The organism is Solwaraspora sp. WMMD791 (genome assembly GCF_029581195.1).
GTDB lineage: Bacteria > Actinomycetota > Actinomycetes > Mycobacteriales > Micromonosporaceae > Micromonospora_E.
This window is the reverse complement of sequence record NZ_CP120737.1, coordinates 14,428-29,213: the sequence shown is the minus strand read 5'-3', so window position 1 is coordinate 29,213 and position 14,786 is coordinate 14,428. Positions and strand designations below refer to the sequence as shown.

Genomic DNA, 14,786 nt, shown 5'->3' with positions numbered 1-14,786 from the left:
ACGCTCACCCGGCCACCGGGTCCAGGCCATGCCCGCTGACCCCTACTGTTTGAAGGAGACAGCTGTGACCACGTCCACCTACCTGTTCGGCGACGCCCCACCCGACACCCGCGACGACAACGCGGTCATGCTCGACGCCCTGGCCGGCATGCTCGACCCGTTCTCCCGCCGACAGCTACGCCGCGTCGGAGTCCGCGCCGACGCCCGATGCCTCGTCGTCGCCGTCGGCGCCAGCTGCATCGCCGCGACCCTCGCCGAAATGGCCCCTCACGGCGACGTCACCGCCACCGACATCGACCTCACCCCCAGCCGCCGACACCCCCGCGTCCGGCTGATCCGCCACAACATCGTCACCGACCCGTTGCCCGACGACGGCTACGACCTCATCCACGTCCGGCTCCTCCTCGCGCACCTGCCCGCCGACCAGCGCACCGCCGTACTCGGTCGGCTCGTCGACGCCCTCACCCCCGGCGGACTGCTCATCGTCGAAGAGTTCGAACCCACCTGGCGCAGCTCCGTACTGTCCGCCCCTGACCCCGACGAGGCCGACCGGCTCTTCGCCGCCTACCACCGGGCGTTCGGGGCAGCGCTCACCGCCGCCGGCAACGACCTGACGTGGGGCCGCCGCGCCCACCACGCGATGCGCGCCCTCGGCCTGCACGTCGACACGACCGGCCACACCGGCACCTGGACCGGCCGACAGGCCGGCTGTCTCCTGCCCTACGCCACCGCCGGGGTCATCCGCGACCGGCTCACCGCCGCCGGCATGACCCCCAACGACATCGACGCCTTCCGTCGACTGCTGCTCCACCCCGACCTGGTGGTCAAAGGCAACCTCGCACTGTCCCACGTCGGCCGCGCCCCCACCGGCAGCTGACATGGCCGCCGAGTACCGCCTCTACACCACCGCCACCGCACCAGTCGCCATCGTCCTGAACCTGGTCGCAACCGTACTGCACGCCGAACCGGTCGAGATCGGCTTCGCCCGCGACGGCATCACCGTCGAAGCCTGGCCCCTACACCCCGACGACGACAACCTCGCCGGCTCCTACGGCCAACACAACGCCCGCCTCGAAATCCTCTACCGCCACCGGCCCCACCACACCAACGCCGACCAGGAAACCGCCGACATCATCAACAGCGTCGTCACCCTCCTACGGACACACCCCGGCGACGCCACCCTCATCCACCACGAACAGATCGTCCTACGCCAACGCGACGGCCTCACCACCATCAACACCGACTGGCCCGGCTGGCACGAAACCCCCACCCTCCGCTGGTACCGCCAGGCGATCCCCAGCCGAAGCATGCCCACCAGCCACACCTTCCGCGGCGAAACCCTCAACCGCGAACAGATCATCGACCTCCTCAACCGACGCCGCACCAACCCCGTCAGCGTCCGACTCGGCGAGCACTACCTCGTCGGCGTCGTCAACGTCGACTACGACCCCCGACACCACGAGATCGTGCTCGACCTCGACCCCATCGCCCTGTCCGACATCCTCACCACCCTCGCCACCGACAACGCCCACCCACCCCTGCCGAGGACAACCAGCACATGACCCCCTACCTCCGACTCACCACCGCCCGCCGGCGACACCTCATCCTCCAGACACCGATCAGCTCCTACCGCCACCCCGACAGCGGGCAACGAATCATCGTCGTCGCTACCCACCACTACGCCGAGCCCGCCTACTACCAACAGCTGCTGCACGACATCGACCGCTACCAACACGACGGATACGTCGTCCACTACGAAAACGCCCAGTACGAGACACCCGGCGACAACCCCACCGACACCGAGCAGGCCGTCCTCGACGACCTCAACGCCCTCCGCGACCTCGAAACCGTCCGAATGGCTCCCCTCGGCTGGGTACGCCAACCCAGCCTGCTCCACCACCCCACCTGGCATCGCAAAGACCTCACCGACCTCGACGTCATCCGCCACGCCGGCACCGACGCCATGACCCACTACCTCACCACCCGACGCGCCCTGTTCGACTGGCCCGACCACCAGGTCTGGCGACTCAGCCGCGTCTACGCCTACTTCGCCCGTGGTGTCGAACAAGGATTCGAAAGCATCCATTATTAGCCACCTCCTATACTCGGTCGTACTTGATATCATGGGAGCATGCAAATCGCCGTCGGCCATGACCGGCCATCCGGCGAATTTGGTGTCGATGCTGGAGGCGCGGTAGATGATGGTGTCGTTGCGGTTGCCGGGTTGCGGGTCGCTGAGGGCGACGACGAGGTGGGTGAGGGCGTCGATGGCGACCTGTAGGTTCGTGCTGTAGCGGTAGTTCTTGCTCTGGGCGGCCCAGGCGGTGGTCGCAGGTCGGAATGAGGGTGCCATCGACGATGGTGATCTGGTCGACCCGCCGTCGGTGTGCCGGGGCCAGGGCTAGCAGGGGGCCGAGGGTGTCGATGACCCGGTGCGCGGCGGAGTGTGAGATCCCGAACAGTGGGCCGATCTGGCGCATGGTCGGGTTCGTTCGCCAGTACGCGGCCACCAGTAGCACCCGGTCGGCGAGGTTGAGCGACCAGGGCCGTCCCGGCAGGCCGTGGGTGATCGCGCCTCCGCCGCGTTCGGCGAGCAGTCTGACCAGCCTGCGGAACTGGGCGGGCTGCAGCCCGGTGAACGGGAAGATCCACTCCGGGCGGGCCGCCGCGGTCACCTGCATCGCGACATAATCCACTAAGGACCTCCACCGAGTTGCGAGACGTCCCTTAGGTGTCCACTGCGTCGACGCGCCCTCACGGCAGGCCTTCCAGCCGCCCTCTGGTTTCGCCCGTCGCGTTGCCGGTTGCCACCCCTTGATGTCCGCGCCATCTCCTTTGGGATCACCACGGGATTTGCGATCTTGACGAGCCCGCAGGGGTACCCGTGTGGCTCACACCTGAGTCAGGGCTTGGGACTGGCCCGGTGCTGCCGGCTCCAACGTTTGATCTCCTCGAGGAGACCGACCAGTTCTTCGCCCCCGGGAGTCAGCCGGTAGTCGGCGCTGTCGTCCTCCTGATGGTGCTCGACGAGATCTTGGGCGCGCAGATAGGTCAGCGTGTCGGTGAGCGTACGGGCGTGCACGGCGGAAGGGCTGGCCTGGGAGACCGCGTGGTGCAGGTTGGAGTACCGGAGGGGTCCGTCGTGAAGAGCGTTCAAGATCGCGATGGACAGCTTTCGTTTTGCCAGGATGCCCAGTAGGAGTTCCAGTTCGTTTGTCAGCGCAACTCACCTCCCCAGGGTCACGAGCGCGCGACGCACCGACAGCACAGTGTATGTGATCAGGCAAGCTCCATCGAAGGATCTACACCAACGGCTGGTCAGCGTCCACACAAGAGGATTAGACGGTGGACCAGTCAGCATGGGAACAAAGTTCCCGAAAGCGGCTATTCGAGGCCGAATCTCCTCGATCGAGAGGTACTTGTCGCTGATGGTCGTGAGGTCAACCACTGATGGAGACGAAGCATGTGACCGAAAATTGCCTCACCCTTGACGGTGAGGCGGAAGGCGGTTTCGCTGCAGGGCTCGTCGTCCAGGCTGCCACCATCGCGGGTGACCAGGAGACCCTCCGCAGCCATCTCCCGGAGCAGGGCGACCGGACTCCTCATCCCAGCGGCAATCTGCGCGAAGCTGGCGGTGCCACCCCTCGCCTGCATGGCGAGCAGCACCTCGTACGTGCCGCGCCGGGCCAGAAGAGCCAGTGTCTGCCCCGCTCGATCGCGGTCACCCATCCTGGCTCACCCCCTCATGGGCGTCAATTTTTCCGGACTCGGGGCCGGGAGCAACAGCAACGGTTCTGTCGCATGGGCGACAGTTCTCCTGTCGGATCACTGGCGCTGGCGCGTCGGCGTTACGCCGACGTACGTAAGCCAACGCGCGTGAGTTCAACCCTCATCAAGCGCGCGTACCCGCAGGTGCATACGTAGACATCACCCTGGGGTCGTGGTGTAGACACGACCGGTGACCTTGATGTGGGTCGTCGACCTGGAGTGGCGTCGAGCCCCACCGGGCAGGCAGGCCAGCGGGTGTTGTTCGCTGAAGTCGGGGAGGGTTACCGGTGCTAAACCGTCAGCTTGTTAGTTGCCTTATCGGGGCATTGGCGCTGATGAGCGCAGCGTGCAGTTCGGGTGGCCCCGACGAGTCGCCGCCTACACCGTCGCCGGTGGAGGCATCAGCCACGCCGAGCCTCGGGGCCGCTGAGACCAGCGAGCGCGATGCCCTCGCGGCATACCAAGGCATGTGGGACGCCTTCGTAGAGGCAGGGAAGGTATCCGACCCTGACGCGCCCGACCTGCGCGAGTACGCCTCCGACCAGGCGCTAAGGTTGATTGTCAACGCGCTCTACACCAATCGTGAGCAGGGCGAGGTCATCCTCGGCGAACTGGTGCTTGACCCGAAGGTCACCGCCCTCACACCCGCCGAGGACCCCACCACGGTCACGATCCTGGACTGCGTGAACGACGAAAACTGGTTGGAGTACAAGACATCCGGCGGTCTGGCCAACGAGGAGCCCGGAGGCCGACACCGTACGACCGCCACCGTCGATCGGACCGCCGAGGGTTGGCGGGTCAGCTCCTTCATCCTGGAGGAGGCGGGGACATGCTGACCGGCGGGCGACGCCTCGCGGCTCTGGTCATCATCGTCCTGGCAGTCCTCCTGGTATCGCCAGCAGCCGCGAACGCCGGTGGCGGTACCGGCGGTGTGCAGTGCAGCGAGAACGACCCACGCCCGGTCTGCGACGTCAACGCCGGGACTCCCAGCGAGCCAGGAAGCCCGAGCGGCGGCGGGAACGGCGGGGGCCAAAGCGGCGACGGCAAGTGCCGGAACCCATCCGGCGAGGAGATTCCGTGCGAGCGGGACGGGGGCTGGGCAGGCGCCGATGGTTGCTACTACGCGCCGACCGACCCGTCGCCGTCCACGATCGAGGCTCTTGGTGGACAGCCGGCGGGCGAGGGTGGCTGGTACATGCGGATCTGCTACGGCGAGAACGCGTCGCTCGGGGGCGTGGTGTGGATCGCTGGTGAGCCGCCGGTGATCTCTCCGGCGGTGTTGGCCCGGCAGGCGCGGGCTCGCCTCGATCTGCCGACGGTCGTCATCCAGATGAATCCTTCCGGCGAGCAGCTGGTCAACCTGCCGGTGTGGCTGGCCCTCGACGAGGGGTCGTGGCGTTCGCAGTCGGCGACGGCGTCCGTACCGGGTGTCTCGGTGACGGCGACAGCGCGGCCGGTGCAGGCGAGGTGGTCGATGGGCGACGGGACGACCGTGACCTGCGAAGGTCCGGGAACGCCGTGGGCCTCGGGCACCGATCCAGCGCAGGCGTCACCTGACTGCGGGCATGTCTACCGGCGGTCGTCTGTTGGTGCGCCGGGCGGCGCGTACACGGTGGTGGTCACGGTGACGTGGGAGGTGACCTGGGCTGGTGCGGGGCAGTCCGGCACAGTGCCGGGGCTGACCACGAGCGGGCAGGTGCAGACCCGAGTTCAGGAGTCACAGGCGGTCGTTCGCTAGGCCAGCCAGTCCGGTTCGTTTGAGCGCCGAGTCCGAGGAGGAGACGTCATGGCGCTGGATTCCGTGCGCCCAAAATCAGGCAGAGAAGGTAGCGCGGCGGCTGCTGCCCGTGCGGGGCGGGGGCCGTGGCGGGCAGCCCGGCGGCGTCGCCGGTTGCCGTTCGTCGCGCTGGGCGGACTGCTGGTCATCGTGTGCGTACTGTCCTACGCGTACGGCGCGGCGCAGCTCGGTGACCGGGTTCAGGTACTCGCGGTGGCGCGGCCGGTAGCGGCCGGGCAGGCGATCACCGCTGCGGACCTCACGCAGGTGTCGGCCGCCCGTGATCCGGGGGTACGGCTGGTGCCGGCTGTGGACGCGGTCGAGGTGGTGGGTCATACGGCGGTGGTGCCGTTGGTGGCGGGCATGTTGTTGACGCCGGAGGTGCTCGGGGACGCGGCGTTTCCGCCGGGCGGTCAGGTGACCGCTTCGGTGGCGGTGAAGCCGGGCCAGTATCCGCAGGGGCTGGCGGCTGGTGCGCGGGTCGCGGTCTACGTCTCGGCGACCGTACGGGGCGACGGCCAGCCGGATCCAACGGCGAGCTCGGCGGCGGCGCCGGAGCGGTTGTCGGCGGTGGTGCTGGGGGTTGACCTCGCTGGCGACGGTCAGGGCGCGACGGTGATCACCCTGTTGTTGGATGCCTCGGACGCGCCGGTGTTGGCGGCGGCTCCGGCTGGCGGTGTGGTGCTGATGCAGACCTCGCCGGTGGAGGGCTGACATGCCTCTGCTGGCGGTGACGTATGTGAAGGGTCGTCCGGGTGCGACGACGACGGCGCTCGGGTTGGCCGCGGTGGCGCCGGAGTGGGCGCGGCCGGTGGTGGTGGAGTGCGATCCGGCCGGTGGCGACTTGACGCGCCGGCACCGGTTGCGGGCGGTGCCGAGCATCGTGGACCTGGCGGCTGCCGCGCGGGGTGCGGCGAGCCCTGGAGATGTGTACGCCGTCGCGTCGCAACGGTTGCCGTTGGCTGAGATCGCGGTGCCGGTGGTGGTGGCCCCGGCGGGTGGTGCGCAGACCCGGGCGGCGGTGCCGGAGTTGACTGGCAGCGGCCGGGCGGTGCTGACCGCGCCGGATCGGATGGTGGTGGCGGACTGCGGTCGGTTGGGGCCGGGTTCGCCGGTGTGGCCGTTGCTGCGGCTCGCGGACGTGGTGTTGGTGCTGGCACGGGCGAACGCCGACGAGGTGGCGCATGTGCGGGAGCACCTGGGCGACCTGGTTGATGCGGGTGCGGGTCGGCTGGTGGTGCTGCTCGGTGCGGGTGGGTCGTATCCGGCGGCGGAGGTGGCGGATGTCGTGGCGACTTACGTCGGGCAGGAGTTGGCGCGTGATCCGGAGGCGGTGAGTGTGTTGGGCCCGCTGCCGGATGACCGGCGGGCGGCGGCGGTGCTCGGCGGGGACCTTGTCGCTGGTTCGCGGTGGCGTCGGCTGCCGCTGATGGCCGCGTTCACGCGGCTGTGGACCGATCTCGCCCCGTACCTGCCCGTCTCGACATCGCAGCCGACCGACACAGCGCCGGAGGCGACACCATGACCAGCCCATTCCGACCCGCTCCGGTCGCGGGTGAGGTCGGCGAGGCCACCGTGGTGCGGCGTGTCCGCCGGGAGGTCGCCGAGCTGCTCACCCGGGCCACCCGGGCGCACGAGACGGCGACTGGTTCGCCGATGCCCGCCGACGACCGCTCGGCGACGACCCGGCGGTTGATCACCGAGGCGCTGGACGCCTACGCCACGGAGGAGATGAACGCCGGGCGTCCGCCGCTGCGCCCGGATGTCGAGTCGCGGGTGGGCCGAGCGGTGGCGGACATGCTGCTCGGGGCAGGTGGCCTCCAACCGTTGCTCAACGACGAACGGATCGAGGAGGTCAACGCCAACGGGTGTGACCAGGTGTTCGTCCGCTACTCCGACGGCCGCCGGGCACAGGTCGGTCCGATCGCCGACTCCGACGCGGAGATGGTGGAGCTGATTCGCCGGCTGGCGGCCGACGCCGGCCGCGCCGAGACCGGCGGTGAGGGCGCGGAGGAACGCCGCTGGGACCGAGCCGCCCCGGTGATGAATCTGCAACTCGCGGACGGTTCCCGGCTGCACGCGATCATGTCGGTGACCCGGCGTCCGGCGCTGTCGATCCGCCGGCACGGCTACGTAAAGGTCACCCTGGCCGACCTGGAGCAGCTCGGCACCGTCAACCCCGTGCTGCGGGAACTGCTGGCCGCTGCGGTGCGGGCAAGGTTGAACGTGCTCATCGCCGGACGTACCGGCGCGGGCAAGACGACCCTCCTACGGGCGCTGGCGTCGGCGATCCCACCCGGCGAGCGGATCGTGACGATCGAGGACACCTACGAACTGGCGCTCGACGCGGACAAGGCCGTGCATCCGGACGTGGTGCCGTTGCAGTCGCGGGAGGCCAACGTCGAGGGCGAAGGCGCGGTCGACATGAGCAGCCTGTTCCGTTCAGGGCTTCGGATGTCGCCGGACCGCGTCATCGTCGGAGAGATCCGCGGGCACGAGGTCATCCCCATGCTCAACGCCATGTCGCAGGGCAACGACGGCAGCCTCGGAACTATCCACGCCTCGTCGAGCGCCGGGGCGTTCAACAAGCTCATGCTCTACGCCGCGCAGGCACCGGAACGCCTCGACCCGGCCACGACCAATCTTCTGGTCGCCGAGGCGGTACACCTGGTCGTACACCTGGGGTTCACCAGTGCCGGGACGCGGGCGGTGACATCGGCGCGGGAAGTGGTCGGCGCGGACGGGCTTGCTGTGTCCAGCAACGAGATCTTTCGCCCAGGTGCGGATGGCCGGGCGGTGCCGGGTGCGCCTGCGTCGACCGGGTTGCTGTCGGCGTTGGCGGGGTGCGGCTTCGACCCGGGGTTGCTCGATGAGGCCCGCGCCGCCCCGGGCGGGGGGTGGTGGTGATGGTGTTGACGGTGCCCCTCGCCGCCGTGCTGGGGGCCGCAACCGCGTTCGGGCTGCTGCTGGTCACCTGGGGACTGTTGTCTCACGATGACAACGGGCCCGTCGACTCCACCACGCAGTCGTGGTGGTCGAGGCTCGCAGCCACCCGTGGCCCGGTTGACCGGCGTCGGGTGGCGCTGTGCCTGGCCGTCGGCGTGGCCGTCGGGGTGGTGACGCGCTGGCCGGTCGCAGCAGGTCTGGCAGCGGCCGGGACGTGGATGCTGCCGGCCATCATCGGCCCGGACCGCGACCACGCCCGCCGGGTGGCCCGGATCGAGGCCATCGCCACCTGGACGGAGGCGTTGCGGGACAACCTGTCCGGCGCGGCCGGGCTGGAGCAGGCGATCACCGCCAGCGCGATCGAATCTCCGGAGCCGATCCGCGAAGAGGTAACCCGACTCGCGGTGCGTCTGCAGCGCAGTTGGCGGCTCCCGGACGCGCTGCGCGGGTTCGCCGACGAGCTGGCCGATCCGACCGCTGATCTTGTGGTCGCCGGGCTGGTGATGGCCGCGCGGGGCAGCGCCGGGCAACTCGGCGACGTCCTGGGTGAGCTGGCCGCGTCGGCGCGGGCAAAGGTGGCCTCCCGGCAACGCGTCGCCGCAGCCCGCAAACGCAACCGCACCTCCGCGCGGGTCATCGTCGGTGCGACCCTGGCTATGGCCGGGATGCTGGCCCTACTCAACCGGGGCTACCTCGCCCCGTTCGACACCCCCGCCGGTCAGCTGGTGCTCCTGGCCGCCGGCGGCTGCTTCGCGTTGGCGTTTGTATGGCTTGGCCGGCTCATGCGTGACCGAGATACCTCCAGGGTCTTGGCGGGTGCCGCCGCGCCGGACGAGTCGCGGCCGGTGCCGACATGACCGGCCTGGTGTTGCTGGCCGGGCTCGGCACCGGCCTCGGATTGTGGCTGATGGTGGTGGGCTGGTTTCCCCGTCCACCTCGGTTGGACAAAGCCCTCGACGCCCCGTACGGCATCGACGTGGTCGATGCCGCCGCCACCGCCCCGCCGGTGGGGTGGTCGGGGCGGTGGGGCCGTCCGGCGGTGCGGTGGCTGCGCCGCGCCGGGCTGCCGCTTGCCTCGACCCGCCGGGACCTCGCCACCGTCGACAAGCCGGTGGAGGTGCACCTGGCCGAGCAGGCGACCGCGGCAGTGTTCGGGCTCCTGCTGCCTCCCGCCGCCGCGTCGCTGCTCGCCCTGGCCGGAGTGGGCACCGGCGTGACGATGCCGGCCGCCGCGTCGCTGCTGCTCGGCGTGGCCGGGTTCCTCGCCCCGGAACTGTCGGTGCGGTCGGAGGCCGCCAAGCACCGGGCCGCGTTCCGCGACGCCCTGTCGTCGTTCCTCGATCTGGTCGTGATCAGCCTCGCCTCGGGGGCCGGCGTGGATCAAGCGCTCGATGACGCCGCGAAGGTCGGCTCCGGTCCTGCCTACACCGAACTGCGCTACGCCCTGGCCGAGGCGCGGCTGGCCCGGGTACCGCCGTGGGACATCCTCGCAGCCCTCGGCCGCCGGGTCGCCGTCGCCGAGTTGCAGCAGCTCGCCGCCACCGTCGGGCTAGCCGGCACCGAGGGGGCCAAGGTCCGCGCGTCCCTGCGGTCCCGCGCCATCGCCCTCCGCGCCCGGCAACTCACCGACGCCGAGGGCGAGGCGAATGCCGCGACCGAACGGATGGCGCTGCCCATCGTCGCCCTGTTCGCCGGCTTCCTGATCTTCCTCGGCTATCCCGCGATGGCCGCCGTCCTCGGCGGTCTCTAGAAGGCACTCCGGTTCACCAGGCCCCATCAGGAACCAGATTCTCGTACCGCATTGGAGGAACACGCAATGTCCGCTCTCCTCACCTACCTGGCCGCCGAGCTGCGGCACCGCTGGCAGGCAGCCCGCGCCAACCCCGACGGCGGCTACTCCACCGAGTCCGTCCTCGTCACCGCCCTGCTGGTGACCCTGGCGATCGCGGTCATCGGCATCATCGCGGTCAAGGTCGCGGGCAAGGCCAACAGCATCAACCTCGGCTGACACCGATGCCGCCGACCACCACCGTCGCGGAGCGCCGCGCCGAGCGCCGACCCTCCCCGGCGCTCGGCGCGGCCAGGCGGCTACGCGCCCGATGCCGCCGCGTTGCCGCCGGCTCCGACACCGGCGCCGCGACAGCCGAGCTGGCCATCTCGATGCCGCTACTACTCCTCATCGTCATGTTCGTGATCCAGGCCGGAGTGTTCATGCACGCCACCCACATCGCCCAGAGTGCCGCGAACCGCGCGGCCAACACCGCCGCCGGCTACCAGTCCAGCGCCGCCACCGGCCGCGACGCGGGCCAGCAGACCCTCGCCGCGATCGGCGACGGAGTACTCAAGGACCCGTCGGTGTCGGTGACCCGCACCGCCACCGAGGTCCGCACCGAGATCACCGGCACCGCCGCGACCGTGGTCCCCGGCGTACGGTGGTCGGTCCGAGCCACGGTCGTACGACCCGTTGAGCGCTTCGTCCCAGACGACGGAGCCGCACCATGAAGGCTGCTACGCGCGCCCGGCTTGGTCAGCGAGCCACGGGCGGCGACCGAGGGACGAGCACCACCGAGGCTGCGCTCGTGACCCCGCTGCTGGTCGCCGTCATGCTGTTCGTGGTGCTCTGCGGGCGGCTGGTCTCCGCACAGATGGACCTCGACGCCGCCGCCAGCGCCGCCGCCCGGTCCGCCTCCCTCGCCCGCACCGACGCCGCCGCCCACGCCGCCGCTGACCACACCGCCCGGGAGACCCTCGCCGCCCGCGCCGTCACCTGCCAGCAGGTCAGCGTCACCGTCGCCACCGGTGGACTCCAGCCAGGCGGGGCAGTCACCGTCACCCTGGCCTGCACCGTTCCCCTGTCCGACCTCGCACTGCTGTCCGTCCCCGGAACCCGCACCCTGGCGGCCACAGCGACCTCCCCAATCGACGCCTGGCGCGGAGGCGCACTATGAGGCAACCCGGAGCCGACCGCTGGTGGCGGCTACGCGAACGCGCCGGAGACGACTCCGGCCAGGTGACCGCGTTCGCCGTACTCATGATCATCGCCCTGCTCGCAGTCGCAGGGCTCGTCCTCGACGCCGGGCTCGCCCTGACCGAGAAGGTCCGCGCCCTCGACATCGCCCAGGCCGCAGCACGCGCCGGAGCGCAGGAACTGGACCTATACCAGTACCGCACCCGCAACATCGCCGAACTCGACCCGCCCCGCGCCGCGTCGGCGGCACGCGCATGGCTCGCCTCGGCAGGCGCCACGGGCGAGGCCACCGCCACGGCGACCACCGTTACCGTCACCGTGCACCGCACGAGCAACACCCAGCTCCTGCAAGTCGTCGGCGTACACCAACTCGACGTCTCCGCGACCGCTACCGCGACCGCCGTGCAAGGCGTCACCGGCCCCACCACCTGACCCGCCCATCCGGAGAGGACGATCACGCATGTCCCGCGCCTTCGCCGTCATCGCCCGGACCGTGCGCGCCCTGCTCGCGTTCGCCGCGCTGACCGGCTTCACCGCCGGGGTCCCGTGGCTGCTGATCGTCACCGCAGGCTGGCCCCTCGATTGGATCGGCTGGCCAACCCTCGTAGCCATACCGACCGCGAGCGACCTGCACACTGCGGTCACGAGTCCGTGGTCCGATCAGATGGTCCTTGCGCTGCTCGCCACGATCGGCTGGTTGCTGTGGGCACAGTTCCTCCGCGACACCATCATCGAGATCGTCGAGACGTCCGCCGCCGCGTCAGCAACCCGACGCGGCCAGCCCCGACCCCCGGCGAGTGGACGCGGCCCAATTCGCTGGGTTGCCGCTGTGCTCGTCGGAGCGATCGCCGGAGCCGTGCTGTTCGACGCCGCCCGTACCGTCACCAGCCCCACCGCCAACGCTGCTGCCGCTGACGCCGCCGCCCGTCGCCCAGCTGTGACCGTCACCCCAGCACACACCGACACCCCACAGACGCCGCAGCAAGGCCCACGCCCAGCGCTAACCGTCACCGCATCCGCCACCAGCACCGCGCTCCCACTCAGCGCCCACCGAGACAATCCCGCCGTCCCCGTCTGGGCACGCCACGCCCCAGGAGGGACACACCAGGTCGTCGTCGGAGACAACCTGTGGGACCTGGCCGCGACCCACCTTGGCGACCCATACCGTTGGCGGGAGATCTACAAACTCAACCGGGGACACGAGCAGCCCAACGGCTACGCCCTCACCGACCCCGACCACATTCACGTCGGCTGGATTCTCGCTCTCCCCGCACGTCAGGCGACACCCGCGACCGACGCCGAGGCCCCCGCCGCCGACAGTCCAGGCACCAGTACACCAGAGGCCGACGAAACAGCACGACCTGAGCCGGCAATCAGTGCTACGCCAGCGCCTAGCAGCCCAGAGCCAAGCGCGTCGACACCGCGTACCGCCGAACCGAGCGCAACCGCCGACACGGCCGAAGCCGACGCACCCCAAGCGGACACCGATCCGGCCGACGACGAGCCGACCGACCAGGCCGGCATCACGCTGCCTACGCAGGGCTGGATCAGCCTCGGCCTGGCCGCCGCCATCGCTGCCGTCGCCGGACTGCTACGCCTACAACGACGACGCCGCGCCCGCCTCACCTTCCCGACACCGGCCAGCCTCGCACCGCAACCATCCCCGATGCCACCGTCCCTCGCCGAAGCCGACACGGTTGGCAGCCGCAACCTCGGCCGCAGCGGTCATGACCACCAGCCTGCCGTACCGGCACCGGTCGGCCTCGACGCCGACGCCGCCGAGGTCAGCCTGTTCCAGCTACCCGGCCCCGGCATCGCCTTGCTCGGCGACGGAGCCATCCCGGCGGCCCGCGCCGTCCTCGCCGCCGTCCTCACCACCAACGTCACGGAGACCGCCGCTCTACGGCCCGTGGTCGTCACCACCAGCACCCTGCTTCACCAGCTCCTCCCCGAGGAAGCCCCGGCGATGGGCCTGGACCCCGACGGCACCGCCTACGACGGGGAACGACTCATCGTCCTCGCCGACACCGCAGCGGCCGTTACCCACGCTGAAGAAGAAATGATCGGCCGCAGACGACTGCTGGACACCTTCGACGCAAACACCATCACCGACCTCAACACCCGCACCGACCACGCCGAGACCCAGCCGCCGTACGTGCTGCTCATCGAGTCGGCCAGCCGCCACGCCGCCCGGCTCCAAGCCGTCGCCACCCACCGCGCGGCCCTAGACCTGCACCCCGTGATCCTCGGCGACTACGAAGGCATCCATACCGTCGATGTCGCCGCAGACGGCATCACGACAGGCACCGGCGAGCCGTACCCCGTGACGAGGCTGTCCACCCTGGGCGCCGATGGCCTCGCCGCCATCCTGAGCATGCTCACCGACGCCCTCGCCCGCCCCGAGGCCGGCACCGACGTCGACGACCCGCCCGCCGAGACCTCCCCAGCCGCAGCGACCATCGAGACGACCGAGCCGGTGCCCGTCCAACCCGACGACGCACCGGCCCTGGCACAGCTCCGCGTACTCGGCCCGGTCACCGTCGCCACCGAAGCCGGCCCGATTGCGACCGGAATGCGCACCGGCTCGTACACCGTCCTGGCCCTGCTCGCCGCCCACCCCGCCGGCCGGACCCTTGACCAACTCGCCGCCGCCCTGCACCCCGATGCCGACCCGTCCGCCGCCGTCAAACGGGTACGCACGGACATCACCTCAGCCCGACGGGTGCTGCGCACCGCAACCGGCCACGAGGAACCCATGTTCATCGTCTACGACCCCGCCACCGGCCGATACCAGCTCGACCACGAGACCGTCACAGTGGACCTCTGGCAGATGCTCACCGCCATCAACCAGGCCACCACCGCCACCGACGAGCAGACGGCCCTCGCCGCCCTACGCCACGCCACCGGCCTCTACGCAGGTGACTTCGCCGAAGGCCACGACCACACCTGGGCCACCGACTACGCCACCAGCTACCGCCACCAGATTCTCGCCGCCCACGCCCGCATCGCCGAAATTCTCGAAACCGACCACCCCGACCAAGCCGTCGCCGCCCTCGAACGCGCAGCCAACCTCGACCCGGTCAACGAAGAGCTGTACCAGCGGATCATGCGCATCCACGGCCGCCAGCACCGCCCCGACGCCGTACGACGCACCCTGCGCCGGCTGGAGGAACGCCTCGCCGACCTCGGCGACGCCGAACCCTCCCAGGCCACCCGTCGCGTCGCCGAACGCCAGCTCCGACCCACCGCCCCCGTCGCCGGGACACGACCATGACCGACGCCCGCCTCAACGACTGCAGTGGGCGGTACGGGCGACGCTCGCTCTCG

General features: G+C 70.3%; 16 protein-coding genes and 1 pseudogene. 15 read left to right on the top strand and 2 right to left on the bottom strand.

Going from position 1 to position 14,786, the window contains the following annotated elements:
• Positions 1-64 precede the first annotated feature (64 nt).
• Genes O7623_RS00165 through O7623_RS00155 form a run of 3 tightly spaced genes read left to right on the top strand, consistent with a single transcriptional unit; the run spans position 65 to position 2,092 of the window.
• Positions 65-877, top strand: a complete 813-nt coding sequence (locus O7623_RS00165; protein WP_282226527.1) for a class I SAM-dependent methyltransferase — start codon at positions 65-67, stop codon at positions 875-877.
• A gap of 1 nt (position 878) precedes the next feature.
• Positions 879-1,562 (top strand): SitI3 family protein, encoded by a 684-nt coding sequence (locus O7623_RS00160; protein ID WP_282226526.1) that lies wholly within the window; start codon positions 879-881, stop codon positions 1,560-1,562.
• Positions 1,559-2,092: a hypothetical protein gene (locus O7623_RS00155; RefSeq protein WP_282229710.1), complete on the top strand. Its 534-nt coding sequence runs from the start codon at positions 1,559-1,561 to the stop codon at positions 2,090-2,092. Before O7623_RS00160 ends, O7623_RS00155 begins: the two co-directional genes overlap by 4 nt.
• 48 nt (positions 2,093-2,140) lie before the next feature.
• Here the strand turns inward: O7623_RS00155 and O7623_RS00150 are convergent.
• Positions 2,141-2,681 (bottom strand): annotated as a pseudogene (locus O7623_RS00150) (transposase family protein); the annotation flags it as partial.
• A 221-nt stretch (positions 2,682-2,902) separates the two neighbouring features.
• Positions 2,903-3,166 carry a winged helix-turn-helix transcriptional regulator gene (locus O7623_RS00145; RefSeq protein ID WP_282229671.1) on the bottom strand — a complete coding sequence of 88 codons (264 nt, stop codon included), beginning with the start codon at positions 3,164-3,166 and terminating at the stop codon, positions 2,903-2,905.
• 994 nt (positions 3,167-4,160) lie between these two features.
• On the opposite strand from O7623_RS00145, the gene O7623_RS00135 reads away from it, so the two are divergent.
• The 12 genes from O7623_RS00135 (at position 4,161) to O7623_RS00080 (ending at position 14,733) form a co-directional block, all read left to right on the top strand.
• The gene (locus O7623_RS00135) at positions 4,161-4,604 is read left to right on the top strand and encodes a hypothetical protein (RefSeq protein ID WP_282226524.1); all 444 of its coding nucleotides are present in this window, start codon (positions 4,161-4,163) and stop codon (positions 4,602-4,604) included.
• A complete protein-coding gene (locus O7623_RS00130) occupies positions 4,598-5,506 on the top strand; it encodes a hypothetical protein (protein ID WP_282226523.1) in 909 nt (302 codons plus the stop codon). Before O7623_RS00135 ends, O7623_RS00130 begins: the two co-directional genes overlap by 7 nt.
• A 153-nt stretch (positions 5,507-5,659) precedes the next feature.
• A complete protein-coding gene (locus tag O7623_RS00125) occupies positions 5,660-6,259 on the top strand; it encodes an SAF domain-containing protein (RefSeq protein WP_282229670.1) in 600 nt (199 codons plus the stop codon).
• A 1-nt stretch (position 6,260) separates the two neighbouring features.
• Entirely contained in the window at positions 6,261-7,070 is an 810-nt protein-coding gene (locus O7623_RS00120; RefSeq protein ID WP_282226522.1) for a hypothetical protein, read from the top strand.
• On the top strand, positions 7,067-8,452 hold the full coding sequence (locus O7623_RS00115; protein ID WP_282226521.1) for an ATPase, T2SS/T4P/T4SS family: 1,386 nt from the start codon (positions 7,067-7,069) through the stop codon (positions 8,450-8,452). The genes O7623_RS00120 and O7623_RS00115 overlap by 4 nt, the downstream gene beginning before the upstream one ends.
• Entirely contained in the window at positions 8,443-9,348 is a 906-nt protein-coding gene (locus tag O7623_RS00110; RefSeq protein ID WP_282226520.1) for a type II secretion system F family protein, read from the top strand. Before O7623_RS00115 ends, O7623_RS00110 begins: the two co-directional genes overlap by 10 nt.
• On the top strand, positions 9,345-10,241 hold the full coding sequence (locus O7623_RS00105) for a type II secretion system F family protein (protein WP_282226519.1): 897 nt from the start codon (positions 9,345-9,347) through the stop codon (positions 10,239-10,241). The genes O7623_RS00110 and O7623_RS00105 overlap by 4 nt, the downstream gene beginning before the upstream one ends.
• A 66-nt stretch (positions 10,242-10,307) precedes the next feature.
• Entirely contained in the window at positions 10,308-10,499 is a 192-nt protein-coding gene (locus tag O7623_RS00100) for a hypothetical protein (RefSeq protein WP_282226518.1), read from the top strand.
• A gap of 5 nt (positions 10,500-10,504) precedes the next feature.
• The gene (locus tag O7623_RS00095; RefSeq protein WP_282226517.1) at positions 10,505-10,993 is read left to right on the top strand and encodes a TadE family protein; all 489 of its coding nucleotides are present in this window, start codon (positions 10,505-10,507) and stop codon (positions 10,991-10,993) included.
• Positions 10,990-11,439 carry a TadE/TadG family type IV pilus assembly protein gene (locus tag O7623_RS00090; RefSeq protein WP_282226516.1) on the top strand — a complete coding sequence of 150 codons (450 nt, stop codon included), beginning with the start codon at positions 10,990-10,992 and terminating at the stop codon, positions 11,437-11,439. Before O7623_RS00095 ends, O7623_RS00090 begins: the two co-directional genes overlap by 4 nt.
• Positions 11,436-11,891 (top strand): pilus assembly protein TadG-related protein, encoded by a 456-nt coding sequence (locus O7623_RS00085; RefSeq protein WP_282226515.1) that lies wholly within the window; start codon positions 11,436-11,438, stop codon positions 11,889-11,891. The genes O7623_RS00090 and O7623_RS00085 overlap by 4 nt, the downstream gene beginning before the upstream one ends.
• A gap of 28 nt (positions 11,892-11,919) precedes the next feature.
• Positions 11,920-14,733 carry a BTAD domain-containing putative transcriptional regulator gene (locus O7623_RS00080; protein WP_282226514.1) on the top strand — a complete coding sequence of 938 codons (2,814 nt, stop codon included), beginning with the start codon at positions 11,920-11,922 and terminating at the stop codon, positions 14,731-14,733.
• Positions 14,734-14,786 lie beyond the last annotated feature (53 nt).